This window comes from Bifidobacterium sp. ESL1130, from assembly GCF_058507935.1.
This window is the reverse complement of record NZ_CP196379.1, coordinates 762,027-788,797: the sequence shown is the minus strand read 5'-3', so window position 1 is coordinate 788,797 and position 26,771 is coordinate 762,027. Positions and strand designations below refer to the sequence as shown.

17 protein-coding genes and 1 pseudogene are annotated in these 26,771 nt (G+C 58.2%); 7 read left to right on the top strand and 11 right to left on the bottom strand.

Translation table 11 applies throughout. The features are described from left to right. Window positions 1-40: 40 nt before the first annotated feature. The 3 genes and pseudogenes from ACSYSO_RS03015 to ACSYSO_RS03005 form a co-directional block, all read left to right on the top strand. Window positions 41-3,529 (top strand): annotated as a pseudogene (locus ACSYSO_RS03015) (DUF3418 domain-containing protein); the annotation flags it as partial. Window positions 3,530-3,727: 198 nt separating this feature from the next. Next, a complete protein-coding gene (locus ACSYSO_RS03010; protein ID WP_489798711.1) occupies window positions 3,728-3,979 on the top strand; it encodes a hypothetical protein in 252 nt (83 codons plus the stop codon). A gap of 557 nt (window positions 3,980-4,536) precedes the next feature. Beyond that, window positions 4,537-6,534, top strand: a complete 1,998-nt coding sequence (locus ACSYSO_RS03005; RefSeq protein ID WP_491701975.1) for a mucin-binding protein — start codon at window positions 4,537-4,539, stop codon at window positions 6,532-6,534. Window positions 6,535-6,768: 234 nt separating this feature from the next. Here ACSYSO_RS03005 and ACSYSO_RS03000 read toward each other — a convergent pair whose 3' ends face one another. The 4 genes from ACSYSO_RS03000 to ACSYSO_RS02985 all read right to left on the bottom strand — a co-directional run bounded on the left by ACSYSO_RS03000 (window position 6,769) and on the right by ACSYSO_RS02985 (window position 11,685). After that, a complete protein-coding gene (locus ACSYSO_RS03000; protein ID WP_489798715.1) occupies window positions 6,769-6,951 on the bottom strand; it encodes a hypothetical protein in 183 nt (60 codons plus the stop codon). A gap of 3 nt (window positions 6,952-6,954) precedes the next feature. Further along, window positions 6,955-9,528, bottom strand: coding sequence for a DNA gyrase/topoisomerase IV subunit B (locus ACSYSO_RS02995; protein ID WP_491701974.1), 2,574 nt, complete (start codon window positions 9,526-9,528; stop codon window positions 6,955-6,957). A 42-nt stretch (window positions 9,529-9,570) separates the two neighbouring features. Beyond that, entirely contained in the window at window positions 9,571-10,977 is a 1,407-nt protein-coding gene (locus ACSYSO_RS02990; RefSeq protein WP_489798718.1) for an RNA polymerase sigma factor, read from the bottom strand. A 159-nt stretch (window positions 10,978-11,136) separates the two neighbouring features. After that, the gene (locus tag ACSYSO_RS02985; RefSeq protein WP_491701973.1) at window positions 11,137-11,685 is read right to left on the bottom strand and encodes a DUF4192 family protein; all 549 of its coding nucleotides are present in this window, start codon (window positions 11,683-11,685) and stop codon (window positions 11,137-11,139) included. 398 nt (window positions 11,686-12,083) lie between these two features. On the opposite strand from ACSYSO_RS02985, the gene ACSYSO_RS02980 reads away from it, so the two are divergent. Both ACSYSO_RS02980 and ACSYSO_RS02975 read left to right on the top strand, forming a co-directional pair. Next, window positions 12,084-13,265, top strand: coding sequence for a polyprenyl synthetase family protein (locus ACSYSO_RS02980; protein WP_491701972.1), 1,182 nt, complete (start codon window positions 12,084-12,086; stop codon window positions 13,263-13,265). A gap of 96 nt (window positions 13,266-13,361) precedes the next feature. Further along, on the top strand, window positions 13,362-15,428 hold the full coding sequence (locus ACSYSO_RS02975; RefSeq protein WP_489798723.1) for a Stk1 family PASTA domain-containing Ser/Thr kinase: 2,067 nt from the start codon (window positions 13,362-13,364) through the stop codon (window positions 15,426-15,428). A gap of 151 nt (window positions 15,429-15,579) precedes the next feature. Here ACSYSO_RS02975 and ACSYSO_RS02970 read toward each other — a convergent pair whose 3' ends face one another. Continuing rightward, a complete protein-coding gene (locus tag ACSYSO_RS02970) occupies window positions 15,580-16,293 on the bottom strand; it encodes a lysophospholipid acyltransferase family protein (protein WP_489798956.1) in 714 nt (237 codons plus the stop codon). Window positions 16,294-16,348: 55 nt separating this feature from the next. On the opposite strand from ACSYSO_RS02970, the gene ACSYSO_RS02965 reads away from it, so the two are divergent. Next, the gene (locus ACSYSO_RS02965) at window positions 16,349-16,966 is read left to right on the top strand and encodes a hypothetical protein (protein WP_489798725.1); all 618 of its coding nucleotides are present in this window, start codon (window positions 16,349-16,351) and stop codon (window positions 16,964-16,966) included. Between the two features lie 15 nt (window positions 16,967-16,981). Here ACSYSO_RS02965 and trpD read toward each other — a convergent pair whose 3' ends face one another. The 6 genes from trpD to ACSYSO_RS02935 form a co-directional block, all read right to left on the bottom strand. Next, window positions 16,982-18,031, bottom strand: coding sequence for an anthranilate phosphoribosyltransferase (trpD, locus tag ACSYSO_RS02960; protein ID WP_489798727.1), 1,050 nt, complete (start codon window positions 18,029-18,031; stop codon window positions 16,982-16,984). Window positions 18,032-18,390: 359 nt separating this feature from the next. Then, on the bottom strand, window positions 18,391-21,264 hold the full coding sequence (gene secA / locus ACSYSO_RS02955; protein WP_491701971.1) for a preprotein translocase subunit SecA: 2,874 nt from the start codon (window positions 21,262-21,264) through the stop codon (window positions 18,391-18,393). Between the two features lie 204 nt (window positions 21,265-21,468). After that, window positions 21,469-22,146, bottom strand: coding sequence for a ribosome hibernation-promoting factor, HPF/YfiA family (gene hpf / locus ACSYSO_RS02950; protein ID WP_491701970.1), 678 nt, complete (start codon window positions 22,144-22,146; stop codon window positions 21,469-21,471). 133 nt (window positions 22,147-22,279) lie between these two features. Beyond that, on the bottom strand, window positions 22,280-22,672 hold the full coding sequence (locus ACSYSO_RS02945; protein WP_491701969.1) for a fluoride efflux transporter FluC: 393 nt from the start codon (window positions 22,670-22,672) through the stop codon (window positions 22,280-22,282). A gap of 1 nt (window position 22,673) precedes the next feature. Beyond that, a complete protein-coding gene (locus tag ACSYSO_RS02940) occupies window positions 22,674-23,165 on the bottom strand; it encodes a fluoride efflux transporter FluC (RefSeq protein WP_491701968.1) in 492 nt (163 codons plus the stop codon). Window positions 23,166-23,204: 39 nt separating this feature from the next. Next, window positions 23,205-25,769, bottom strand: coding sequence for an ABC transporter ATP-binding protein/permease (locus ACSYSO_RS02935; RefSeq protein WP_491701967.1), 2,565 nt, complete (start codon window positions 25,767-25,769; stop codon window positions 23,205-23,207). Window positions 25,770-26,134: 365 nt separating this feature from the next. Between ACSYSO_RS02935 and ACSYSO_RS02930 the strand changes: the two genes are divergently transcribed. After that, the gene (locus ACSYSO_RS02930; protein ID WP_489798736.1) at window positions 26,135-26,758 is read left to right on the top strand and encodes an NAD(P)-dependent oxidoreductase; all 624 of its coding nucleotides are present in this window, start codon (window positions 26,135-26,137) and stop codon (window positions 26,756-26,758) included. Window positions 26,759-26,771 lie beyond the last annotated feature (13 nt).

Below are 26,771 nucleotides of genomic sequence, written 5' to 3'. Positions count from 1 at the left end.
AAAACCTGGCCGCAACTTTGAGCGTGAAGCCACCAACGCCGAGGATATGCCCCGAGCGGTGGCCCGCGCGTGCGCCGAACTGGTCATTCATTCCAGCCATGACCCGGGTGCCAGAGACATTCTGGTATTCGCCGCCGGCGAGCGCGACATTCACGAATACGAGCGGGCGCTCCAACACCACTTCGGCCCTCGTTCCAGCGATATGCGCCGCCCGGATGCCATCGAGATTGTGCCGCTCTACGCCCGTCTTTCCAACAAGGAACAACATCGCGTCTTCGAATCCCACAGTCACCAACGCATCGTCATCGCCACGAACGTGGCCGAAACCTCGCTTACCGTGCCGGGCATCCGCTATGTGGTGGATCCGGGTCAGGCGCGCATTTCGCGCTATTCGAAGACCGCCAAGGTGCAACGCCTGCCCGTCGAGGCCATCAGCCAAGCCAGTGCCAACCAGCGGTCTGGCCGTTGCGGGCGTATCGCTGACGGCATCGCCATCCGTCTCTACTCCCCCGAGGATTTCGAATCCCGACCCGAGTTCACCGAACCGGAGATCCTACGCACTTCCCTGGGGGCGGTGGTGCTGCACATGCTCTCGGTGGGTGTGGCGCACAACACTGACGATGTGACGCATTTCGGCTTCATCGACCCGCCGGACACCCGTTCGGTCTCAGACGGTTTCAACGAGCTCACTGAACTCAAGGCCATCAAACGCACCAAGGGCGAGGTGACGTTGACCCATACCGGCAGGCAGTTGGCACGAATTCCCATCGATGTGCGCTTGGGGCGCATGATTCTCGAAGCCGCCCAGCGCACGACCCCCAACACGTTGGCTGCAGTGCTGGTGGTCGTCGCCTTTTTGAGCTTGCAGGATCCTCGCGAGCGCCCGGACGAGGTGCGTGAGGAAGCCGACCGTATTCATAATCGCTACGCCGACCCCACCAGCGATTTCCTCACCGCGCTCAACCTGTGGGATCGTGTGTTCGGCCCGGACGGCAAGGCTTCGAATGCCGAGCTGCGCCGTATATGCAAGGCTGAATATCTCAGTTTCCTGCGTTTGCGGCAGTGGAAGGATCTTGTCGCACAGTTGCAGGACATGTGCCGCAGCATGCACTTCAAGGTCGGTACACCCGAACCACTGTCTCGTCCTGACGCCACAGTGTTGGCGTTGCCGATCAACCAGCAGGCTGCGCACAGTCTGTGCTGTTCGTGGGATGCACAGGGCATTCATACCTCGATGCTTGCCGGCCTGCTGTCCATGATCGGCATGCAGGTGGTGCGCGAACCGAAGGCTTCCGATTTCGCCGGTCTCAAAGGTGCTGCCAAAGCCAAGGCCATCAAGCGTGCCAAAAAGCAGTCGAAGAACGAATACCAAGGCGCGCGCGGCACGAGGTTCGCTCTGTTCCCCGCATCTGCGGTCGCCAAGACCACGCCGCCTTGGGTGATGAGCGCCGAATTGGTGGAGACATCGAGATTGTGGGCGCGCCAGTCCGCGCAGATCGACCCGGCTTGGGCTGAACCGCTCGCCGGCGGACTGACCCGTGTCACCTACGCCGAACCCCACTGGTCTGGGTCCAGAGGCAGTGCCGTGGCCAGCTCCAAGGTGTTGCTGTACGGGCTGCCGATTGTGCAGGACAGGCCGGTGCAGTGGGGTCGCATCAACCCGCTCGAGGCTCGTGATTTCCTCATCCGCCAAGGTTTGGTGGAGGGTGACATCGAGCAGCGGTTCGCGCATGACGGGTTCGTGGAGCGCAACCGCAGCGTCATCGACGAGGCACAGGAGGATTCCAGCCGTACGCGTCAGGCCGCCTGGTCGGCCAGCAGCGAGGATCTGTTTGATTTCTACAACGCGGTTGTTCCGCAGCATGTCACCTCGGTGGCGGATCTGGCCAAGTGGGTCAAGGGATTGTATGCCGACCGGCAGCGCACTGGCACCCCCTCGGTCGCTGCCGACTCGCGCAGCACCGACTCGCGCCGCACCTCCGGTAAGAGCAGCACAGCCACGGCGTCCAACGTCGATCCGGAGCAGCTGCTTACCTTTGACCCGAGCCAAGTGGATCGTTTGCAGGAGCAGAGCAGCGTAAGCCTCGAGGATTACCCCGACAGATGGCACACTGTGGGCACGGACGGCACGCCGATCGATCTGCGGCTCAGCTACGTGTATGACACGTCGGATCCCGCCGACGGTGTCACTGTCCACGTTCCCATCGGCATGCTTTCGCGTCTGCGGCCTGAGGAATTCACGTGGAATGTGCCCGGTCTGCTGGACGAGCTCATTGTGAGCACCATCAAATCGTTACCCAAGGCGCTGCGCGTTCAGTTCGTACCGGCACCGGACGCGGCACGAGCCATTCGTGCCGTGATCGATGAACAGTACCCCGCTTTGCCCGGCACCGGCGAAGACAGGAAACCGAACCTGCCTCCAGCCCAAGATACGGCAGACAGCAACGGCTGGCCTGACTTCACCCGCGCTTTCACCCAAGCTGCGGTAAGCCGTCTGCAGGCGCAGCTGCGCCCCGAATCATTGGGCGAGGCGGAGCGTGAGAAACTGCCGCCATACCTGCGCATGACGTTCAGCGTAGAGGCCGAGACACCGAAATCCCATTCGTCTCGACGCCGCAATGGCCATCGCTCTGCAAAACAGCAGGTCTCGGTATTGGGCCGTGGCAAATCCTTGGCGGAACTCCAACAGCGATTCGCCAAGCAAGCGCAGGATTCCGCGCGTCAGGGCATCGCCAAGCAGGCCGATCGCGCCGGCAGGCAAGGGCATGTGGTGGAGCAGGCCAACCTGTTGCACAAGGCAGGTGCCACCACCCGTTCTCGTTCCAGCATGCTTTGGGATTCAGCTCGTGAAGCACTGGCGCTGCCCAGTGAGCGCATCAGCTCACGCTGGCTCGGCGCCGAGGCGCTCATGCTGGCTTCATCCCCCTACTCTTCCACCAAAGAGCTTACCGACGACCTGCAGTTGGCGGCGGTCAAACGACTGTTGCCGAATGTTGGAGACTTGGGAAGCGATGCCGCTTTGGCAGAAGCCATTGATGGATGCCGAGACCGGTTTGAAGACACCGTGTATGCAGTCGGCCAGGATGTGGTCGCCGTGCTTAAGCGGTATGCCGAAGTCGATCAGGCTTCAGGGGGCAAGGCCGAGCTATCCATGCTGCCGGTGCTTCAGTCGGTGCGTGAGCATATCGCCACATTGGTGTTCCCCGGTTTCGTCGGCAAAACGCCTCCTCTTTCCCTGCCACGCGTCGAGCGGTATCTGCATGCCGACCTGCTGCGTCTGACTAAGGCAAAAGCCGACAAGAATCGAGATGTTCGATGGGCTTGGCAGGCTGACGAGGCAAAAACGGTGGTGGATGCAGCGCAGGAACGTGCGCACACCATGCCGGCAGGCCCTGCTCGGGATGAGGCAGAAAGTAAGGCGCAGACTGCCCGTTGGCTGTTGGAGGAGTTCTATATCTCCCTGTGGGCGCAGGAGTTGGGCACCAAGGAGTCGGCCAGTCTCAAGCGCATCAAGAAGGTTCTGTCATAGATGCAGCTCACCGGCGGTAATGGATATTACTATGCAAATAATATGCATATTGTCAAGCACAGTATGTAAAGTTCATTACATTATCTTGCAGCCATGCTCGAAGTAACATCCTCAGCACGGCCACAAGCATAGACGAATATTGAACAGTTGCAGAGTCCGCATGATCCGCAACGGCAGGCATCGAGACAGAGTCTGTGCATGAAACATATGCACGGCAGACCGGGGGCACCAATGACCATGCTTTCACCACAAATCAGCACCAACACCGCGGCAAAGTCCACGCGCACCCGTCTACTCGCGGGCATTGCCGCCGTAGCCACTCTGCTCACCGCCTTCGCCGCAGGCTCAGCCACCTACGCGGATACCGCCACCGCAGAGACACAAGCCCCAACAGAGTCTACCCAAAACGGCAATAACATTACCCCCCCCCCAGCAACGCTGGCACGTTAGGGACTGAACCCACCACATCCATCCAAACCAAAACCGGCACCACCGCCAACGCCATCAGTTCCGACATCACCCTCCTCAAAGGCGAAACCACCACAGTACAGCCCGCTAATCAGACACTCAGCACACAAGAATTCCAACGTCTCGGCGCTAAAGGCTCATTCAGCATCAACGCAAGCAATCTAGTACCCGGCAACTCCGTTACTCTAGCCACAATCAAACAAACCACCACCGCTCCATCCGGAGCCAAGGCAAGCTTCGCCAGTGCAGGCAGACCCATCACTCTTCAGGACAACAACGGCAACGAGGTCGGCACCATACAGTTCGACGATTCACTGCAAGCCCTCACGCTGCAGGTAACAAAAACCAGCACCGCAACCGGCACAACCAGCTTCTCTTTCTCAGCAATGCTTCTCATGGTAATCAACTATGAGACTACCACGACAGCAATGCGCGCTCTGCCGTTCGACAACACTCTGTCTGTCCAAAGTTGCGCGAATAGTGCAACGACAGGAACCTTACGATCTTATACATTCCACATCAACGCGCTCGCCAGTCTCATGGACGCAACACAACTGCAAGTTGACCAGCTCAACTACAACATCAGCTCAGAAGACTTCAATGTATACAACGTCAAATATCACGAACACATCCGTACCAACACAGACCTGCTGTACATGAACAGCAATGGAGGCCAACTCGGCACCCTACCAGAAAACGACGTCAAACAGAACTTCCAAATCAGCTCAAGCAACCAGCGCATCGCACCAAAATACTTCAAATACGAACTTGGCAGCTACTACGTGTCCGCTAGCAACAACAAGATTCAAGGCGTCCCTGGATGGGCCATCCCCTCCGTTTATGAGCCAGCGGCGCTACAATTCACTATCACCTGGACAAATGCTGGTGACAATATCAACCAAACGGCTTTGCGACAGCAAGCCAACGCGACAGGAAAGACCATAGCCATGTATTCGCGACAAGCCGACGGCAGCTACCGGTGCGCCACGACTCTTAAGTATGCCGACACCGTGCTCACCAACGCACAAATCGAAGACAGCACCCGCAAAAACATAGCCGCAGCAGCACCCAATGCGAACGTAGACGCCGACGTACAAGCCACCATCAAATATTACAACGGCATTCTGCACCGCGGAGCCATGTACGTCGCCTTGATACCGGGATTCTCACTCTCCGATCAATACACGCTTTCTACATTGACGTTCAAATCCTTCGACGACTCTGGAACCCCCATCAACACGCCAAGTAACACCACTGCCCTGACCGCCAACACTCAGCCCGTCAACATTGCAGCTTCAGGACAGACGATAGTGAAATCCCACTATCTTGGCCTCGACGGCAACCTCATGAGTCCCGTCACCGCCACCGCAGGAGACCCGACCGGCAAAGCCAATTCCATTACCGGAGTGAAAGGCACCGCCTCCGCTTCCACCACACCGACGGACATAGCCGGCTACCGGCCGTTGACCGTCGCCGATCTGAGCTCGTTGACCGCGGCACAACGATCCACCATCGCTACGACTTTGGGTAGCACGGACTCCAGCGTGGCAGGCCTGACCGCACTGGCCAACAAGAACAACGGCAAAACCGTCTGGGCCACCAGCAACCTCTCCGTCCCCTACCCCGGAGAAACCGGCAAAACCTACAACAGCAACGGCGACATCGTCACCGCGGGCACCGCCGGCTCCACCACCGGCTGGGGTGCCACCGACGTGTACTACTTCTACACGCTGGCCAACCGAACCATCACCATCCAATATTCGAAAGTCCCCGACACCTGCAACCCCGCCAACAATGACTGGGCCTCCTGCACCGGCAACCAACCCGTCACCGCCCACAATCAAACCTTCACCAACCAACCCGGCACCAACCTGCACGAAACCCTGAACTACACCGACAAACTCTTCGGAGCAGACCGCGCAGTCGGCGTACCCCCTGAAGTCACCGTCACCGAAAGCAGCAACACCACCAAAACACGCACGTTCACCATGAACACCAGCATCCCCAACAACGACACCACCCTCACCATCTACCTGAAAAACAACCAAATCAAAAAGGACGCCGGAGTGAAAACCATCACCCGCACCGTTCACCACAAGTACCCCGACGGCACCAGCGCAGCCCCCGACACCATTCAAACGAGTACGTGGAAGGAAGACTTGTTCTACGACGTCGTTTACCCCAATGAACCGCCTCAGCATTACAATAACTGGCACAACACCGACACCATCGGGTTCGATGCCGTCACACCGAACAAGGCCGGCTACCTGACCAACCCGCGCACGGTGAACGCGATCACCGGCATCACCAGCAACGGCACCACCAGCAACCCGAACATCACGTTCACCGCCACTGACCCGGCCAATCCGAACACATCCAACCGCACGCTGGACATCACGGTCACCTATCACCGTGCCATCACCCGCATGCCTTTCACCGGCGGCAGCGGAATACTCATCGGCGGCATCATCGCCCTGGCACTCCTCGCCGTAGCAACACTGCTCACCCGCCTGCGCAACAAGCGAACCAACCAGTAACCAGGAACAAATAACCATGAGGGTGAGCTCACACTACCAGTGCGAACTCACCCTCACCCATAGCCCCTCTTCATTCAGTAGGGACGAATCAAGCTAAAACTCTCTTCACTCGAAAACCAAAACGTTGGAATTTCAACAATCTGCAAAATCGATGTAACGCCATACCCTGCTTTTCGTCCTTACGGAACGAGCCAACACCATGAACAGCTCATTCCGTGAGTACTTTCACGCAGGCTACACAACCACCACCTCAACAAGAACGTTGAAATTCCACCAATCTCTAATATCGATATGCTGCAAGTCATCATGAAAGTACTCACGGAGCAAATACACCGATGAGTAATACAGGCAGCCAGTCGCCAGCGCAGCCGCAGCAGCACCGCTTTCGGCGTAGCAACGGCGGACGCGAAGCATCATCTATCAGGTGTCGATCTTGCTGCGGTCGAAATCGTCGGCGTTCTGGACGATGAACTGTTTGCGCGGAGGCACGTCGTCACCCATCAGCAGCGTGAAGATGGCACTGGCATCTTCGGCTTCCTGCATGGTGATGCGGCGCAGCATACGGGTGCGCGGGTCCATGGTGGTGTCGGCCAGCTGGTCGGCGTCCATCTCACCCAGACCCTTGTAGCGTTGCACATCCGGGTTGTAGGTCATGCCTTTGGTATCCAAGTCGCGCAGCTTGCCTTCCAGCTCATCGTCCGAATACGTATAGATGTATTCACCTTTGTGCTTGCCGGTCAGCGCAATGCGGTGCAACGGCGGCACGGCGGCATAGACGTGCCCATGCTCGATGAGCGGGCGCAGGAACCGGTAGAACAGCGTGAGCAACAGGATGCGAATATGCGCACCATCCACATCAGCATCGGTCATCATGATGACCTTGTCGTAACGTATCTGCGACACGTCGAATCCGGCGCCGGACCCCGCACCAATCACCTGGATGATGGCGGAACATTCCTTGTTGGCCAGAATCTGCGTCATGCTGGCCTTCTGCACGTTGAGGATCTTACCGCGAATGGGCAGCAATGCTTGGAATCCGGAGTTGCGCGCAGCCTTGGCGGTGCCCAATGCGGAATCACCCTCCACGATGAACAGTTCTGCCACATCGTCGTTACCCGGCTGGCAATCCGAAAGTTTGGCCGGCATAGAAGCGGACTCGAGCGCATTCTTGCGGCGCGTCACCTCTTTGGTTTTGCGCGCTTGGATGCGAGCGTGCATTTCGCCCACAATCTTCTCCAGCACGCGGCCCGACTGCTCTTTGAACCCGCGCTTGGATCCGGTGATCATCTCACCGAACTGCTGGTCGGTCATCTTCGAGACGATGGGGCGCACCGGAGCTGTGCCGAGCACGTCCTTGGTCTGGCCTTGGAACTGCGGCTCGGCGATGCGCACCGTGACCACGGCCACCAAGCCGGCCATAATGTCGTCGCGTTCCACCTTGGTTTTGGAGTCTTTCAAGTTGACTTTGAGCTTGCGCGCGTTCGCTTCCACCGCCTTGCGCACCTGCTTGGTGAGGCCTTGCAGGAAGCCGTCTACGTGCATACCGCCGCCAGGGGTTTCCACTACGTTGACGAAGCTGCGAATGGTGGTGTCGTAGTCATTGACCCAGCGCAACGCGATATTGACCGTGCAGCCGCGCTCTACTTCCTGAGCATGCAGGTCGCCATTGTCGTCCACGCTCTGCGTTTCTTCGGTGTAGGTGCTTTCTCCGCTGATGTGCCAGATGTCGGAGACTGGCTCGCCGGACGAGAGGAAGTCAACGAAGTCCTTGACGCCACCGGTGTGCAGGAACTCTTCCACCCTACGATGTGAAGCGCGAGGTTCGAGAACTTGGTCGCCTTCCTGGGCCTGCTGCGGCTGCGTATCACCGTCTTGGTCGCTGCCAGCGCTAAGTCCGTCGACCTCGTCGGCATCCTCTGTTGCAGCAACATTTTCGTCGACTGAACGGTCCGTTGCAGAGCTGTCACCCGCAGCTCTATCCGTTGCAGAGCCATCATTGGCCGAACCGTCACTTGCAGGCTCGCCAGCCACGGAACCGTTAACCGCAGCATCGTCAACCTCGTGCTCCTCTTCGGTCACACTGATCGACGGCGCTGGAGGCATCATCGCAGCTTGAACAGCGGAATGTTCCTCGCCACTCTGCTCATCAGACAGTTCCGGATCACGCTGGTAAGACGGCTCACCCGGCGTTCCCGCTTCGCTCTGATACGTTTGCGCTCGCACCGCTGATTGCGCGGTATCCACATCGTTCTCGATGAATTCATCGATCTGGGCATCGCCGGTTTCAGGAATGTTCTCGTCCACCACCACGATTTTCAGGCCAGGCACCAAGAAGCTGGTCTGCCGTACGCGTTCGATGAGCTGGTCGTAGCTGAACTTGGCCGTGCTGTTGAAAATTTCCGGGTCGGCCCAATAGCGCACACGCGTGCCGGTGGTCTTGGGAGAAACTTTGCCGATGATCTCCAACTCAGTAGGGCGCCCTTTGCGCGTCTTTTTGAACTTGTTGGACGGAGAACGGTGCTCGGCATCCACGTCTTCGTACACACCGGGATGCCCTTGGTGGAAAGCCATATGATAGGTGTTGCCGTTGCGGTCCACTTCCACGTCGAGCCGCGAACTCAACGCGTTGACCACCGAGGAACCAACACCGTGCAAACCACCGGCGGCGTTGTAGGAAGAGTTGCCGAACTTGGCGCCGGCATGCAGTTTGGTAAGCACTACTTCCACACCGGTGAGCTTGGTTTTCTTTTCCACATCAACGGGAATGCCTCGACCGTTGTCGGCCACTTCAATCGAACCGTCGGAGTGCAGCGTCACCACAATCTTGGTGCACGCGCCCGCCAAAGCCTCATCCACTGCGTTGTCGATGATTTCCCACAAGCAGTGCATAAGCCCTTGGCTATCGGTCGTGCCGATGTACATGCCGGGGCGCTTGCGCACCGCATCGAGCCCTTCGAGTACCGAAAGATCGTTTGCACTGTATGCTTCTACCATCGATTACTACCCAAATTCCTCACTGACGAGCGTGTGCGTATGTCACTGATCCAAGAAGTCCCGCAGGGTCTGCGAGCGCGAGGGGTGGCGCAGCTTGGACATGGTCTTCGACTCTATCTGACGGATGCGTTCACGCGTCACCCCATAGACCCGACCGATGTCATCAAGTGTCTTGGGCTGCCCGTCTTCCAAACCGTAGCGCATCTTGATGACGCCGGCTTCTCGGGGCGAGAGCGTTTCCAACACTTGTCTGAATTGCTCCTGCAGCAGGGAGAAGGCCACAGCCTCGGAAGGCGCGATGGCATCGGTATCTTCGATGAGATCACCGAATTCGGAGTCGCCGTCCTCACCGAGCGGAGTGTGCAGGGAGATTGGCTCACGGCCGTACTTCTGCACTTCCTGCACTTTCTCAACCGGCATATCCAGTTCGCGAGCCAGCTCATCGGGCGTGGGTTCACGGCCCAGATCCTGGAGCATCTGGCGCTGCACGCGGGAAAGCTTGTTGATGACCTCGACCATGTGCACCGGCACTCGGATGGTGCGCGCCTGGTCTGCCATGGCACGGGTGATGGCCTGACGAATCCACCATGTGGCGTATGTGGAGAACTTGAAGCCCTTCTTCCAGTCGAATTTCTCGACCGCTCGAATCAGACCCAAGTTTCCTTCCTGAATAAGATCGAGGAAGAGCATGCCTCTGCCGGTATATCGTTTGGCCAACGAGACCACGAGGCGCAGGTTGGCCTCCAGCAGGTGATCCTTGGCCTTCTTGCCATCATTCGCCGCCCATTTGAGTTCACGCTTACGCTTGAACTCCATGCCCTCGGATTCGGTGTCCAGCAGGTGCTGAGCATACAGACCGGCTTCGATGCGCTCCGAAAGATCCACCTCTTGCTCGGCGTTCAGCAGGCTTACTCGACCAATCTGCTTGAGATAGTCCTTGACTGGGTCGGCTGTGGCACCCGACGTGACGATGCGGCGCTTGGGGTTGCCCGAGGGCGTGAGATTGTCGTCGTCATCGTCATTCGAGACCACGAATGCACCCTTGGCCTTCGGCAGATCCACGTGGCGTGAACGGGGTTGCCGTTCGTTGTCATCGTCGTCCTCCGGCTCATCATCGCCAAGGTCGTCCTCATCATCCTGATCATCGACGTCATCATCTTCAAGAGCGTCGTCAAAATCGAGGTCGTCGTCCTCTAGATTCTGATCGTCGACCTGCTCGTCAACGATGTCTTCGTTGTCCTCGGACTCTACGGGAGTGTCTACCTCAGGGGCAATCGCTTCATCTTTGCTGCCTTCGCTCTTTGCACGAGTAGTACGCTTGGGAGCCGCCTTGGCGGTACCCGTCTTCTTGGTGGTCCGTTTCTTCGGTGCGGCCTTCGTGTTCGTCCCTCTTGACTCTTCCTGAGCCTGATCAGCTTCAGCAGTTACTGCCTCGTCCCGCTTCGTCAACCTTCTCCTCCTGCATGAACCGAATCTACCAAGTGCATGTGCGCACGCGAAGGTGCAGGCACGGTACTCGTGACCCAAAACCTCTATAGGAGTTAACCATCTTGTGCGGACGATTATTCCCTGTCGGTTCAAGATTTTACCAGTACGTCACGAGTGGATTCACAAACACCATGCCGGACGCAGACCTTTAACCTGCGCCAAGGCTACAATTCTGGCCAGTGTGCATTCTTCATCTATGGCGAGCGCCTTGCGCGCACACACCGCAGCCTCATCCAGGTTCATCCACCACATCACATAAGACATCACCGCCAGTGGCTGAACACCGAAACCGTTGGGCAAACGATGGGTCATTTCCTCAAGCATGGACATGCCTGCCATGCACCACGTGGTGTCAGGCTCTATTGTCCTGTCATTGAACGCTTCATCAAGAAGACGGTAGAGATAGCGCACGTTGGCAGGCTCATGCGGATGCATGGCGTATTCGAGTATGGTGGAACACCCAGTGCCGGAGCTGCCTTCCACCAGCGAGAGAATCAGGGCATCTCGTACCGCAAGGGTTTCCTTCATACCTACCACCAGGGCCGATACGCTGCGGTCGCTCAACGACTGACCTCCTGAGCCAAGGTTGGCATACCATTCCCTGAACGGCTGAGCAAGCAGCCGGTGACGGGCATCTTCCAAACCGCATTCGCGTTTCTGCCGTGCCAAGGTTTCCAAGAATCCGCTTATTTCGTTGTCATCGAATCTGTGCCGTTCGCTCTTACAGTCCGTGTCCGTCCTCATACCGGCGTAAGTGCTTGCCTCAGCAGCGTGCCGGTGTACGCATCGATGCCCTTCGGCCAATGCTTCGGACCGTTTGTTCGTGCGTTTGCATTTGCAGGCATCGCAGGTATTTCGTGTCTTATCGGTGTTGTTCCGTACTGGTGATGCGGTCATGTTGCGCTCCTTCTGCGACATTCCGTCGGCCGTGGTTCTTACAGGACCTTCATCTTGGCAGCTTTGCCGCAGGCTCGGAGACGAATTGGAGCATTGTGGACGAAAGGTCGGCAATAATCGTCGCATTGTGGATAACCGTGTCGCACGCTCCTTGGGCTAGGCTTGCGTATATGCCCAACACCGCATCACCCACAACGATCAATACACGCATCAACGCTCTCACCGAGCAGTTCATGAGCGAGAACCACACTCATATGGCCGCATCGTTGCAACCGGCATTGCGATCGATAACAGAACAAGCGTTTGCTTCAGCAGAAGGCGGCAAGCGACTGCGTGCCCTGCTGCTGCTCCAAGCCGCCGACAGTGCCGGCCTCACCCATACAGGAGCCATGTCCCCCCTGCCATCCAAAAAGCCAGAGGCGAACGGAACGACAGAGCACTCCATTGCAGTACAGGACAGCTGCGGTACGGCCGATAAGGGTGACACCGGGGCCAATGCCGATGCCAATCCCACGCTCGATTTGGCGTGTGCTGTGGAAATATATCAGACCAGCGCACTCATTCATGACGACATCATCGACGATTCCCCACTACGCCGCGGCAAGCCGAGCGCGCATCGCGCTTTGGGACTGGCGGCAGGAGATACGGAAAGCGGCATGGGACTGGCACTCATGCTGGGCAACATGCTCTCCACCTTGAGCGCCAGAATCGCCGCTGACGCGGCACACACCATGCACAAGAGCACCATCACCGACATTTTCCTCGACATGCAGCGAGCCGTGGAGATCGGACAGGTACTCGACCAAGCCGCCCAACGCTCCGACTTGAGCTCCCCCGAAACACTGGTGCAGTCCGCACTCAACGTCTATGCATGGAAAACCGCAAGCTACACAACCATTGCACCGCTACGCCTCGGTCTGCTGTGCGCCGGCATGGACGACGACACGGCACAGCGAGCGGCACAGAGTATCGGTTTGCCGTTGGGGTTGGCATTCCAGCTGTATGACGACCTTATCGACATCACCGGCGAGAGCGCGACCACAGGCAAACCCGTGGGGGGCGATGTGATTGAAGGCAAGCGCACCGTGCTCGTGGCCGATGCCCTCAACGCCGCACGCAACGCTCAGCATGACAGACTGCTCAGCATGTACCGAGCCCAGACGCGTACCGATGCCGACCGCCAGGACGCACTAGACATCTTCGAAGACACCGGTGCCATCGCCTCCTCCAGGCAGCGCATCGCCCGTTATATACAGCAAAGCGATGATGCGATACAGACTTTGGAATTACCGCAAAGCGCACGCCAATCCCTAACCGATATCTGCCACCGCTTCTGCCCCATCACCGACTGACTGCGTCTGTCATCCAAGCTGTGAGCGTGAGATACCAAGCCGCATGTACGATATAAGGAGACGTCGCACACCTACAAGGAGCACCATCGCTACATCATGACTGAAGCCGAAACCATCACGCCGGGCCAACTCATTGACGACCGGTACCGCATCGAGCAGTCCATCGCCGAGGGAGGCATGGCCACGGTCTACAAGGCCCACGACGAGCGGTTGGAACGCACCGTGGCGCTCAAGGTGATGCACACCCAGTTGGCGCAAGGCCCCCAACGAGACCAGTTTGTGGAACGATTCCACAGAGAGGCGCGTTCTGCGGCGGCCATCGCCAACCAACACATCGTGCAGGTGTACGACACCGGCGAATGGCATGGGCTGAGTTTCCTGGTGATGGAATACGTGCACGGAGTCAACCTGCGTCAGGAAATGAACTCGCGCGGCACCTTCGACGTGCGCGAAACCGTGCGCATCGTCTCCCAGACCCTCGACGGACTGGCCTCTGCACACCGCGTGGGTGTCATCCATAGGGACATCAAACCCGAAAACATCCTGCTCAACGACCGTGGCCGTGTGCAGATCACCGACTTCGGTCTGGCACGTGCCGTGTCCCAGGCCACCGTCTCCACCACCGGTATGCTCTTGGGCACTGCAGCCTACCTGCCGCCCGAAATCATCGAAAACAACGAAGCCACACCACAGGGCGACCTGTACTCCGTAGGCATCATGGCTTGGGAGATGATCTCCGGCTCGGTTCCCTTCCTCTCCGACAACTCAGTGACCATGGTCTTCAAACATGTGCATGAAGACGTGCCGCCGCTGAGCGAGACCTGCCCGGGCATCGACCAGAAAATCTCGGACTTCGTCTCCCATCTCACCGTACGCGACCTACACCAGCGCCCCAATGACGCCGATGCCGCCATGCAGGAGTTGCAGGCGCTTGCAGCCGAACTCGACGCCGATGCGTGGAACTTCCGCGTTCCCCCGGCGGTTCCCGCTCCCCCACAGCCTGCACAGGCACGCAGCGCAGCCAGCAACAGCGGCACAGAGTCGCTCACCCAATCGTTCACCGCGATGCAAACCGCCCAGATCACCTCGCAGATTCCCGGTAAAGGCAAAGGGAAACAAGCATCCCAATCGCCGGCGCAAGCCAACGATGCGCATGGCGCCGCACCGGCAACAGCCAAAAATAAAACCGGCAGCAAACGCCGTCGCACTATATGGATCAGCATTCTTGCCGCGCTCGCAGTGGTGGCGTTGGCCGGGGGTGGCACCGGATGGTGGTACTTCCTCGGCCCAGGTAGCTACTGGGCGATTCCCAAGCCAGACGATCTGCAGTGCGGAGAAGGGGTATGCCCCATCAAGAACGTGCAGTGGAGCCGATATGAGAGCACGCTCAAAGTCGCCGGGATTCCCTACAAAGTCACTCAGGACTTCAGCGATACCGTAGACAAGGGCAAGATCATCTCCACCTCGCCCGACTCGGTGAACTCCAAACTCAGCAAGCGCAACGGCGCCCAGCTCACCGTCACCGTCTCCAAAGGCGTGAGGCAGTCGACCATTCCGCAGGACATCACAGCAACTCAGACCAAAGATCCGATCAAGGCGCTGCGTGACGCCGGATTCACCAACATCGAGCATGACACGGCCAAAGATGCTTATTCGCAGACCTTGCCCGAAGGTGTCGTCTCCAGCATTGACCCTGCTCCCGGCACCACGCTCAAGCACAATGCCAAAATCACTGTAGTGCTCTCAAAAGGCCCTATGCCGGTAAGCATGCCGGACGTGACGGGACGCACCAAGGACGAAGCACAGTCCGCGTTCGACGATGCCAAGCTCAACGCCAACTACAGCGAGGAGTACAACGATACGGTTGCCGCCGGCACGGTGATTTCCGCATCGGTTCCCAAGGGCACACAGCTGCACTGGGGCGACTCGGTCAACGTCAAGGTCTCCAAGGGGCCGCAAATGGTTACCGTACCGGACGTGAAGGGCAAGAACGAGGACGAGGCATCGAAGATACTGCAGTCGATGGGACTGGGCGTGAAAATCTCCTCGCCCTTGGGCGACATCACGCACACCGTGCGTTTGCAGTCACCTGACCCCGGCCAGCAAGTGCCGGTGCACGACAAGGACGGCAACGCCACTGTCATCACACTTACCGTCGTGTGAGGCAACGCTGTGTGAGGCACGAGCCTTGTAATACACACGAGCCTTGTGAATACACAGACGCCGCAGCATTCTTCCCGTGCTGCGGCGTTTATTTCGTGTTGTGACCGTATCTGTCTGGTCGTGCTGCCTTCCAACACAGTCTAAGCAGCACCTACCGGTCCAAAGAGCGCCTGCTGCTGTGACTGGTGGCTTGATTCAGTCGAGCCTTGACGGTTTGCGCATACTCGTCCACATACTCCTGGCCGCTCAGTTTGGCGATGCGTCTCATGAGTTCGTCGGTCAAGCCTCGTAGGTCATCATGCGTAATCTCTTCAGGCTTGCGCTTGGCAACCTCAATAGGCTCACCATACACCACGCGGGTATAACCGCTGCTCGGAACAACCTGCCCGGGAGCCTGAATCTCACGGCTGCCGATCACAGCGGTCGGTATTATGGGGCATCCGGTCTCCAATGCCAGTTTCGCAGCTCCGGTATGCCCCCGGTACAGCTTGCCATCAGGACTTCTCGTCCCCTCAGCATGGATGCCGAACAGGTGACCGTCTTCGATGATCTCGCGCGCATGGTTCAACGCACCGAGCGATTTGGAACCGCCTGAACGGTCAACAGGAAACACCCCGACCGATTCGAACCACCACTTGATGAATTTGCCTTTAAGTCCCTTGCCTTCGAAATATTCGGCCTTGCCCATGAAATGAATCATGCGCGGACTGGTGAGCGGAATGAGCGCGTCGTCTATCACCGCCAAATGGTTCGAGGCAATGATGCCTCCGCCATTCTTGGGAATGTTCTCCACACCTTCACCGACAGGGTGCATCCGCCAACGTGCAATTGGCCCCAACCCCTTGACGAAAAACCAGTACAGCATGGATTTGTCTCCCATTTACCGCGGCCATGGCCGGCCGGCATACTACAGTAGCTTTATGACTAGCTTCAAGGATAGCAACGAGGGTGACGAGACGGCCACGCCGAAGGCGAACAATACGCCAAACCATGGCGGCACCGACTCGCGTTCCAGTTCAGACGATGCACTGTGGGCGCAGTTCGAGCGGGAGCATGCCGACGATTTGAATGATATCAGCAGCTCACGCAGCGCCAAGAGCTTTGAGCGGCACGCACGCAGACAGCAGAGGAAAGACGAGAAGATACGCAATAAAGCGGAGCCGCACAGTACAGGGCCGCGCAATAAAGCGGAGCCGCACAGTACAGGGCCGCGCAATACAGCACCACAGGGCGCAGGTCCGCGTGACTTCACCGGTTCGAGTTGGCTGGATGTGGATGACGTGATGGACAGTTTCGACGATTTCACTCCCCCGAATCCAACCATCGGCCCTGTCCCTGCGGCAAAACTCGTCTTCTGGACACTGCTGATCGTCGGTATTGCTGGCCTTATCGCCACTGTCTTCTTCCCCGCACATGCCGCAACACTCGGCACGGTATTCGGCCTATGCGCGCTTATCGGAGCGGTCGGGCTACTGATCCAACATCGTGGTTTCACCCAGACACGCTCCGGCGCGGACGATGACGGGGCACGCGTGTAGCGCAGGCAGCGCCGGTCAGTGTTGCATACCACCAGCTACCTGCACCCAGCGCTCCAGGAGCGACTTCGCCTTACCGCTGTCTACCGTCTGCTCGGCGATGGCATACGCTTGGCGGAACCGCTCTGCCAAGTTGCCCTCACCCACTTGATGCCCGTCTGCCACAATCGCCGAAGCAGCATTGAGCAACGCCGTCTGACGAGCAGGAATGTCTTTGCCGTCAAGGAACTCATGGAATATACCGGCATTCACTTCCGGCTTGCCACCGCGCAGCGCAGACACATCAATGCGTTCCAGTCCCAGTTCAGCGGCTGGATCGAACTGCGTTGCGTTCACTGAGCCATCGGCAATCTCCCAGACTGAAACAGGGCCGGTGGGAGCCATCTCGTCGAGGCCTTCAGCAGAGGTATAGACCATACCTGTCTGTCCACGCCCTGCATAGACCTGCGCCATCAATGGGCTCAATTGAGCGTCTGCGCAGCCGATGGCGACGTGTGCCGGGTTGGCTGGATTCGTCAACGGCCCCAGCACATTGAACACGCACGGAATACCAAGTGCAGAACGCACCGGCCCCACGAAACGCATGGCTGGGTGGAAGGTCTTGGCGAATGCGAACGTGATGCCGACTTCCTCGCCTACAGCCGCAACCTGGGCAGGCTCCAGGTCGAGCGGCACACCCAGCTGCTCAATGACATCAGCGGCACCGCACTGCGAGGAGGCGGCGCGGTTGCCGTGCTTCACGATTTTGACGCCGGAAGCCGCCGCAACCACCGATCCCATGGTGGATAGGTTGACAGTGGCAGCACCGTCTCCACCGGTACCCACAATGTCGGTGGTCTCTCCTGAGACATTCAGAGGCACCGCGTGCGCCACCATGGCCTTCGCTGCCCCGTCAATCTCCTGTTCGGTGAGACCAAGCTGCTGCTGCATGGACAACACCGCACCGACCGCAGCAGGATTGGCATTGCCTTTCATGAGTTCATCCACATACCATCGTGACTCCTCCGCGTCCAGGTGGTCGCCACCGACCAGCTTGGTGAGAATCGATTTCCATGTGATTCCAGCCATATCGCCCTCCTAGATGCGAATGCGCGGCGGGTGCCGCGAGCACATGTGCCCGTGCAGATGATGCACAAACACAATTACGCTCCATTATACTCTGAGCTAAACCTCACCGCGCAGTACATCTTATATGGCGACCTACCGCTATTCGCCTCATTCTTGCGATTGCCATATGGCGCCAGAAGATTTCCATGTATCCGCATTCCGGCAAAGTATCGGCCATGCCCCACCTATGCAAGACGGCGATGCTCCCGAAGGAACATCGCCGTCTTTATCTCAGCACCATTATCGATTGGTGCGCCATGCCATCCGCTGCCCGCAAGTCACTCGCACATTACACGAGGGACACCCAAGAGCTAGAGGCATTACTCCTCGTTCTGGCCGTGGCACATCTTGTACTTGCGTCCGGAACCGCATGGGCACGGAGCATTCTTGGCCGTACCCGGATAGGTCTTGCCATCCGACCATGGCGTGCCTGCCTCAGTGGACTTCGGGCGCTTGCTGCGCGCCACCTCTCCATCGGCGTGGCTCATCGGCTCCATACCGATGATTCCTTCCTCATGCTCGAACGTCCCCGGCTCATCGCCTTCGTTGGGATCAGCGGGAGCAGAAGTGAAGGTATCCTGTTCGCCGGCAGACGCGCTGTCAACACCAATCGCGGATTCGGCATCCTCGACCGCGTTGTCTGCTTCGGATTCACTCTCGCTCGTCTCGGAAGCCTCTTCTTCGCTGCGCGCCACCTGCTCGGCATCCACATGGAAGAGCAACTGCACGGTCTCTTCCTTGATGGCCTCCATCATGGCGTTGTACATCGAGAAGCCCTCACGCTGATACTCAACGAGCGGGTCACGCTGACCCATACCACGCAGACCGATGCCGTCCTTCAGGTAGTCCATCTCGTAGAGATGTTCGCGCCACTTGCGGTCGAGCACAGCAAGAACGACACGACGTTCCAGCTCGCGCGTGCCTTCAGCACCAACCTGCTCTTCGATGGCGTCATACTGCTGCTGTGCGTCGGAAAGAATCGTGTCCTGCAACGATTTCGCGGCCTTGTCTCCCTTAAGGGAAGCGACGCTTTCCTTGGTCTCGTCAACATCCAAAGTCACGGGATACATGGACTTCAGAGCGGTGAACAGACCGTCCCAATCCCAGTCAGCCGGCTTGTCCGAACCCTTGCGGGCTCCATCAACGTAGCTGGTAACAGTATCCTTCATGAAGCGTTCGATATCCTCGTGAATGTCGGCGCCGCTCAACACGGCCTGACGCTCGGCATAGATGACCTTGCGCTGCTTGTTCATCACATCGTCGTACTTGAGCACGTTCTTACGCATTTCGAAGTTGCGGGATTCCACAGACTTCTGCGCGGTACGCACGCCCTTGGAAACGCTCTTCGCCTCAATCGGCTCCCCCTCGGGCAGACCCTTGGCCATGACGCGCGCCACCAGCTGGGTGTTGAAGAGGCGCATGAGGTCGTCCTCAAGGCTTAAGTAGAAGCGGGACTCGCCCGGGTCACCCTGACGGCCGGAGCGGCCACGCAGCTGATTATCGATACGACGGGACTCGTGGCGCTCGGTGCCGAGCACGTACAGGCCGCCAAGCTCGGTAACCTCTTCATGCTCGTCCTTGGCCTGCTCCTTGGCCTGAGCCAACGTACCGGCCCAACGCTTCTCATACTCTTCCGGCGTATCATCAGGTGAATAGCCCTCGGCCTTGAGCTTCTGATCGGCCAGGAATTCGACGTTGCCGCCGAGCATGATGTCGGTGCCTCGGCCAGCCATGTTGGTAGCCACGGTGACGGCACCCTTGCGGCCGGCCACTGCCACCACGCCGGCCTCTGCCTCGTGGTGCTTGGCGTTGAGCACCTGGTGCGGAATCTTCGCCACGTCGAGCAGAGCGGAGACCACCTCGGAGGATTCCACCGAAGCAGTGCCGAGCAGAACCGGCTGGCCCTTCTTGTGCCGCCGCGCCACATCCTTGACAATGGCGGTCAGCTTTTCCTTCTTGGTGCGGTAGATCAGGTCGTCCTTGTCTTTACGCACCATCGGACGGTTGGTCGGAATCGGCAGCACACCCAGCTTGTAGGTGTTCATGAACTCGGCGGCCTCGGTTTCGGCGGTACCGGTCATGCCCGAAAGCTTGTCGTACATGCGGAAGTAGTTCTGCAGCGTGATGGTGGCGAAGGTCTGGTTCTCGGCCTTGACTTCCACGTGCTCCTTGGCCTCGATGGCCTGATGCAGACCCTCGTTGTAGCGACGACCCGAGAGGATGCGGCCGGTGTGCTCGTCCACGATAAGCACTTCGCCGTGCGTGACCACGTAGTCCTTGTCCCGCAGGAAGAGTTCCTTGGCCTTGATGGCGTTGTTCAGATAGCCGATGAGCGCGGTATTGTCGGGTTCATAGAGGTTGTCAATGCCCAGGAAGTCCTCCACCTTGGAGATACCCGAATCGAGAATGCCGACGACCTTCTTCTTCTCATCCACCTCGTAGTCTTCGTCGCGGGTGAGTCTGGTGACGAGCTTGGCGAACTGGTTGTACCAGCGCGTCACGTCTCCCTCGGCAGGACCGGAGATGATCAGAGGAGTACGCGCCTCATCGATAAGAATGGAGTCGACCTCATCGACGATGGCGAAGTGGTGGCCACGCTGCACCAGTTCGCTCTTCTCCCACGCCATGTTGTCGCGCAGATAGTCGAAGCCGAACTCGTTGTTGGTGCCGTAGGTGATGTCGGCGTTGTATTGCTTGCGGCGTTCGGCGGGCTTCTGATCGGTGATGATGCAGCCCACGTCCATCTTCAGGAAGCGGAAGATGCGTCCCATCAGTTCGCTCTGATAGCTGGCCAGGTAGTCGTTGACGGTGACGACGTGCACGCCTTCGCCACTCAACGCGTTGAGGTAAGACGGCAGCGTAGCCACCAACGTCTTGCCTTCACCGGTCTTCATCTCTGCGATGTTGCCCCAATGCAGAGCCGCGCCACCCATGAGCTGGACGTCGAAGTGACGCTGACCGAGTGTGCGCTTGGAAACCTCACGCACCGTGGCAAATGCCTCAGGCATAAGCTTGTCAAGCTTCTCACCATTGTCGATGCGCTGCTTGAATTTGGCCGTCTGCCCTTGCAGCTCCTCATCGTTGAGCGCGGAGATATCTTCCTCACACGCATTGACGGCCTTCGCCACGTTCTCAAGCTTCTTGATCTGGTGGCCTTCGCCCATGCGAAGGGCCTTATCAACGAGATCTACCACTATTACTCCCTTGGGTTCGTTTTCACAACGAGCAGACCGAGCCCTGCTGAGCCCGGCATAGTCTGCCTCATATATTACGCTGCGGCGCAGATTTTAAACATTTCGTTGCATATGCGCATAGAAAACGGGAGTCTGCCTTACGACAGGCTCCCGAACCGCGACCATGTGCACTGGTTGCTTACCTTGAATCAGGATCTTTGAAAGTCAGCGAGCGCCGGCTTTGCTCACACGCTCCTTGGTATCAATCTCAAAGACACCGTAGCTCCACCCGTGGCGACGATACACCACAGAAGGTCTGTCGGTCTCCTTGTTGACGAAGAGGAAGAAGTCATGCCCCAACAGTTCCATCTCATACAGCGCCTCGTCAATGCTCATCGGCTCGGCGATATGGAGCTTGCGACGGATGACAATGGGGGTGTCTCCCATCTGCACCTCAATGGACTCCCCTGGCTGCAAATCCACGTCCACCGTTTCTTCAGGGCTCTGCAACTCGTCGTCTGAATCCGAAGAAGACTGCGGCGCTTGAGGCTCCGGCACGACTCCCATGTCCACCGGAATCTGTTCGTTGTATCCGCGGCGATGGTCCTTGCGACGGTCACGCACACGGCGCAAACGCACGGTCAGTTTGTCAAGCGCCATGTCCAATGCACTGTATTCGTCGGCGCTCGAGGCTTCGGCACGCACCACTGTGCTACCTGCGGTCATGGTAATCTCCACACGCTTGGCGGTATCTGCCTGACGAGGGTTACCTTCGCGCGTTACCACAATCTGCACTCGCTGGGTATCAGGGGCGATGGCGCTCACGCGGTTCATCTTGCTCTCGGCCACGTCACGGAACTTCTGCGTTGCCTGCATATGACGACCTGTAATGACAATCTCCATGAGGACCTCCTCTGGTAGGGCCGGCTATTGCGCCGACTGAATGGGGGCTACACTGCTCGCCCGTTGCCTCCAGTATAAGCTAGCTCACACATGAACGGCAAATTTCGGGTGCGGCGAAATCGGAGCATAAGAGCTAAAACGCTCCAGTCAGCGCAAAACCTGCGGCGAGCGCCGCCATGCTCAGCACCAACATGCCACCGGCGTGAACCGTTGCCTGCCAGGGGTGGCCGGCAAGCAGCAGCTTCGCCCCTTCCACACTGGCTGTGCTGAATGTGGAATAGCCGCCCAGGAACCCGGATGCCAGCAGATAACGGGCTTCGCCGCTCAACAGGCCTGCCGACGCAAAACCGGTCACCGCACCGATGAGCAGGCACGCGGTGACATTGACAACGACGGTACCGAGCGGGAATCCCCCATACCGGCAGCGTAGACCAGCCACGAGCCGGTTGACCAGAGCGTCGACTTCCATACGCGCTACTGCACCCACACCGCCAAGCAGAGCGGCCGCAACCATGACACCGTTCATTTCAGCTCCTATTCCTGTCTCCGACCCCGAGGTCTCGTCGGCCATCGCTATCGTCTGAGCCCGGTGAGCGCCGCACTCCGGACCGAACCGCAAGCAGATGCCCGACCCATAGGCCGAAAGCAGCCGTCAACAGACCCGCCGCCACACTCAGCACCGCGTACCCAATCGAGAGAGCCGCCGCACCATCGACCAAGCGCGTCCAAGATTCCAGAGCGAAGGTGCTGTAAGTGGTGAACCCGCCGATAAGTCCGGTGCCCAAACCAAGCCGCGCCACACGTTTCCACCCATCTTCTCCCACACGCGCAAACCAGCCGGTCAGCATGCCCAACAACAAAGAACCCGCCAGATTGATGAGCAACGTCACCCACGGCCACGTTCCCGTAGCCGCAGGCAACGATTCAAGCGCCAGTCGTGCGAATGAGCCAAGGGTTCCGCCCGCAAACACCGCCACCACTTCGGATGCATGAGGGTGACGGCTCCACCAGCTGAACACCACTCTCCTCGCACTGCACCGCCTTACTCGCACAGCATCTCACTCGGTGCGCAGCGCGGTGGCGGGATCCTGTTTGGCCGCCTTGCGTGAGGGGATGATGCCACCGATGAGCGTGAGCACCACCGACAGCACGATCAATGCGATAGCACCTCCCAATGGCAGAGCGGCATTGACTTTCGCGGTACCCATGAAATAGTGCATGAGCGCGTTGGCGGGCACGATGAGCAGTAATGTCACCACAATGCCCAGCACGCCCGAAAGCAGACCGATAATGCCGGTCTCCGCGTTGAAGACCTGCGAGACGTTGCGTTTGGAAGCGCCCATGGCACGCAGTATGCCGATTTCCTTGGTGCGTTCAAGCACAGAGATGTAGGTGATGATGCCGATCATGATGGAGGAGACCACCAAGGACACACCCACGAAGGCAATAAGCACATAGGTGATGACGTTGATGATGGTGGTCACCGAGTCCATCATCAACCCCACGTAATCGGTGTAGACGATCTTGTCGGCTTTCTCTTTCACCCCGCTGTTGTAGTGGTCGATGGCATCCACAACCGAGTTCTTGTCTTCGAAACTGTCGACATAGATCTTGATGGAACTTGGCGCATCCTTACCTATCAGACCGAAGGCGGAAAGGTTGTCCTTGTAGGAGTCGGTTGGAGTAAACGCACCGCCGGTGAGCACGTTGCGGTCCGACTGGGACTGCTGAGCCTTGACGACAGGGCTGGATGCCGCCTGATCGATGAGCTCATTGGTAAGCATGCGCGTGTAGCCTACGCCCGGGGAAAGCGGCGTGGTCTTGGCGCCATCCACAGGACGCACCACGCCGACGATATCCAGCTGCTGAGCCTTGGCCGCCAATGCCGTCACCTGAGCTTCATCCCCACCCACGAACCGGTAGATGCCGTCGGGGCCTTCCACGTACTGACTGCTGGCCGGCACTACGGAAAGCCGATGTTTCATGGCTTTTCCGTAGTCGATCTTGCCGACGTTCGGATCGACTTTCTCGCCATTGTTGAGCTTCATCATCATGTCGTTGTAGTCGCTGCTCGGCAGCAGACCCAGCTCGTAGAGCGTGGACAGCGGAACCTTGTTGTTCTGGTCAAGCACCAGCACCACTTGGTCGGCTTTCTTTGGCCAAGAGCCAGAAAGCACCTGATAGTTGTCGGTAACCACCGGGCTGAGCGCATGGTCATCCTTGGCACCTGGCATGATCTCGTTGAACGAGCCGGGCTTGGCGTTGGTGTTCTGACTTTTGCCAGTGAGCATGGACATCTGCGTGGATTGCAACGAGTCCATGCCTCCCGAAGCCGAGAGTCCGGAGATCGCGGAAGCACCGGTAAGGGGGCCTTTATTGATATTCACGCCATCGGCACTCACCCACGCGCCGGTGGGATCTTGAGAATAGACGGAGAATTTTGCGTCATACGAGTATTGGATTCCGTTGGCACCCACATACTGCCGTATCTCGCTGTCAGGATTGTCCAAATACTTTTTGAACGCACTCAGGTTGTTCTCGGTGATGCTGTTGGTCAGGCTCGAAGCACCTTTGATGGCAGAGTCGTCGGCATACACTCCGTCATTGTGTGCGTCTGAGCTTCTCTTGCCGGATTCGGTATCGTCCAGTTCGCTCGCCGAATCCATGATGCTGTTCAGATCAAACGATTTGGCATCGATGGACAGCGGGTACGACGTCATGGTTTCACGCTGGATGTCGTCGATGTAGCGGTTGACGCCAGTGGAAACAGAAAGAATGAGCGCAATGCCGATGATACCGATGGAGCCCGCGAACGAGGTAAGGAACGTACGCCCTTTTTTGGTTTTGAGATTGTTGAAACTCAAAGCAATCGATGTGGCCAGAGACATGGAGGCACGCCCTAGATTGCGATGTACCGCAGGAACGTCTTCACCCCCATTGTCCAGTTCGTAAGGATCGGAGTCTCCACGAATCGTGCCGTCCTGGAGACGCACGATGCGCGTGGCGTACTGCTCGGCCAGCTCAGGGTTATGGGTAACCATCACCACCAAGCGTGTCTTGGCCACGCTCTTGAGCAGATCCATAATCTGCACGGAGGTTTCGGAATCAAGCGCACCCGTCGGTTCGTCGGCCAAAATGATGTCAGGATCGTTTACCAGCGCGCGGGCGATGGCCACACGCTGCATCTGACCGCCGGAAAGCTGGTTGGGTAGCTTGTTGACGTGATCGCCAAGCCCCACTTCTTCCAGCGCTTTACGCGCACGTTCCCGCCTGTTCTCGCGTCCCACCCCGGAGATGGTGAGCGCCAGCTCAACGTTGGAAAGGATGGACTGGTGCCCGATGAGATTGTAGCTTTGGAACACAAAACCCACAGTGTGGTTGCGGTAGGAGTCCCAGTCGCGGTCGTTGTATCTTTTGGTGGAGGTGCCGTTAATCACCAGGTCACCATCGTCGTAGCGATCGAGCCCTCCGATGATGTTGAGCAACGTGGTCTTGCCTGAACCTGACGGGCCCAGAATGGCTACGAACTCGCTGTCCCGCAGATTCAGGCTCACATCATCCAGAGCACGCTGGATGAAATCACCGGTTTTGTATTGTTTGCTGATGTGTTGGATTTGAAGCATAAGCCTCACCGTCTTCACGTGGGTGTGCGGGTTCTCTGTCCGCCTCATCGTAACGGACAGCATCGGCAGATGTGAATTGCAATACACACACCCTTACCCTGTTCAAACCTATCAATGCAAGGTTTTATAAGCCGTGACGTGACATTTTGCACCTTACCCGACCTGCTTTTTATGCTCAGTGCGCAACAGCTTACAGCGAGAATAGGGAAGTAACGACAAAAAAATAACGTTGTCTAAGACAGGCACGTACAACGTGCAACGCACAACCAGAACAACGCTTCGATTGACAACGGAACCGCCACCTCGAAACCAACAGGCAGGCGCACACCTCACGTTCAAACGAAGTCCTTATGAAAGGACCTACAATGGCTCGCATCGCAGTCATCGGCGCTAACGGCAAAGCCGGTCGCGCCATCGTCTCGGAAGCTGTCAGCCGTGGCCACGACGTCACTGCCATCGTACGTGGAGACAGTAAAACCAAAGCGCAGCACGTCATCAGCAAGGATCTCTTCAACCTGCACGTGGACGACCTCAACGGTTTCGATGCCGTCGTGGACGCGTTCGGCACTTCCGATCCGAGTAACTACGACCAACACCGCACCTCGCTGCACTATCTCAGCGAGCTGCTCGCAGACTCCCCCACCCGCTTGCTCGTCGTAGGAGGAGCAGGAAGCCTCTACACCAACCCGGAGCACACCGAACAGCTCTGCGACTCCTTCCCTGAGGACATCAAACCGATTCCGGAAGTGATGGGCAAGGCGCTCGAAGTGTTGCGCAGGCGCGACGACGTACGCTGGACTTACATCAGCCCTGCGGCGCAGTTCCTGGCCGACGGCGAGCGCACCGGAAGCTATGAGCTGACCGGAGAGGAATACACCACCGACGCTCGCGGTGAGAGCACCATCAGCTATGCCGACTACGCCATCGCCATGCTCGACGAGATTGAGCGAGGCGGCCACATCCATCAACGCATCTCCGTGCGCTGGTAGCCTGCTGCACAGC

What these genes read in the sequence shown, in the direction of transcription:
- ACSYSO_RS03010 (WP_489798711.1), top strand. Translation starts at nt 3,728, where the DNA reads ATGAAACATATGCACGGCAGACCGGGGGCACCAATGACCATGCTTTCA.
- ACSYSO_RS03005 (WP_491701975.1), top strand. Translation starts at nt 4,537, where the DNA reads ATGGACGCAACACAACTGCAAGTTGACCAGCTCAACTACAACATCAGC.
- ACSYSO_RS03000 (WP_489798715.1), bottom strand. Translation starts at nt 6,951, where the DNA reads ATGATGCTTCGCGTCCGCCGTTGCTACGCCGAAAGCGGTGCTGCTGCG.
- ACSYSO_RS02995 (WP_491701974.1), bottom strand. Translation starts at nt 9,528, where the DNA reads ATGGTAGAAGCATACAGTGCAAACGATCTTTCGGTACTCGAAGGGCTC.
- ACSYSO_RS02980 (WP_491701972.1), top strand. Translation starts at nt 12,084, where the DNA reads ATGCCCAACACCGCATCACCCACAACGATCAATACACGCATCAACGCT.
- ACSYSO_RS02975 (WP_489798723.1), top strand. Translation starts at nt 13,362, where the DNA reads ATGACTGAAGCCGAAACCATCACGCCGGGCCAACTCATTGACGACCGG.
- ACSYSO_RS02970 (WP_489798956.1), bottom strand. Translation starts at nt 16,293, where the DNA reads ATGCTGTACTGGTTTTTCGTCAAGGGGTTGGGGCCAATTGCACGTTGG.
- ACSYSO_RS02965 (WP_489798725.1), top strand. Translation starts at nt 16,349, where the DNA reads ATGACTAGCTTCAAGGATAGCAACGAGGGTGACGAGACGGCCACGCCG.
- trpD (WP_489798727.1), bottom strand. Translation starts at nt 18,031, where the DNA reads ATGGCTGGAATCACATGGAAATCGATTCTCACCAAGCTGGTCGGTGGC.
- hpf (WP_491701970.1), bottom strand. Translation starts at nt 22,146, where the DNA reads ATGGAGATTGTCATTACAGGTCGTCATATGCAGGCAACGCAGAAGTTC.
- ACSYSO_RS02945 (WP_491701969.1), bottom strand. Translation starts at nt 22,672, where the DNA reads ATGAACGGTGTCATGGTTGCGGCCGCTCTGCTTGGCGGTGTGGGTGCA.
- ACSYSO_RS02935 (WP_491701967.1), bottom strand. Translation starts at nt 25,769, where the DNA reads ATGCTTCAAATCCAACACATCAGCAAACAATACAAAACCGGTGATTTC.
- ACSYSO_RS02930 (WP_489798736.1), top strand. Translation starts at nt 26,135, where the DNA reads ATGGCTCGCATCGCAGTCATCGGCGCTAACGGCAAAGCCGGTCGCGCC.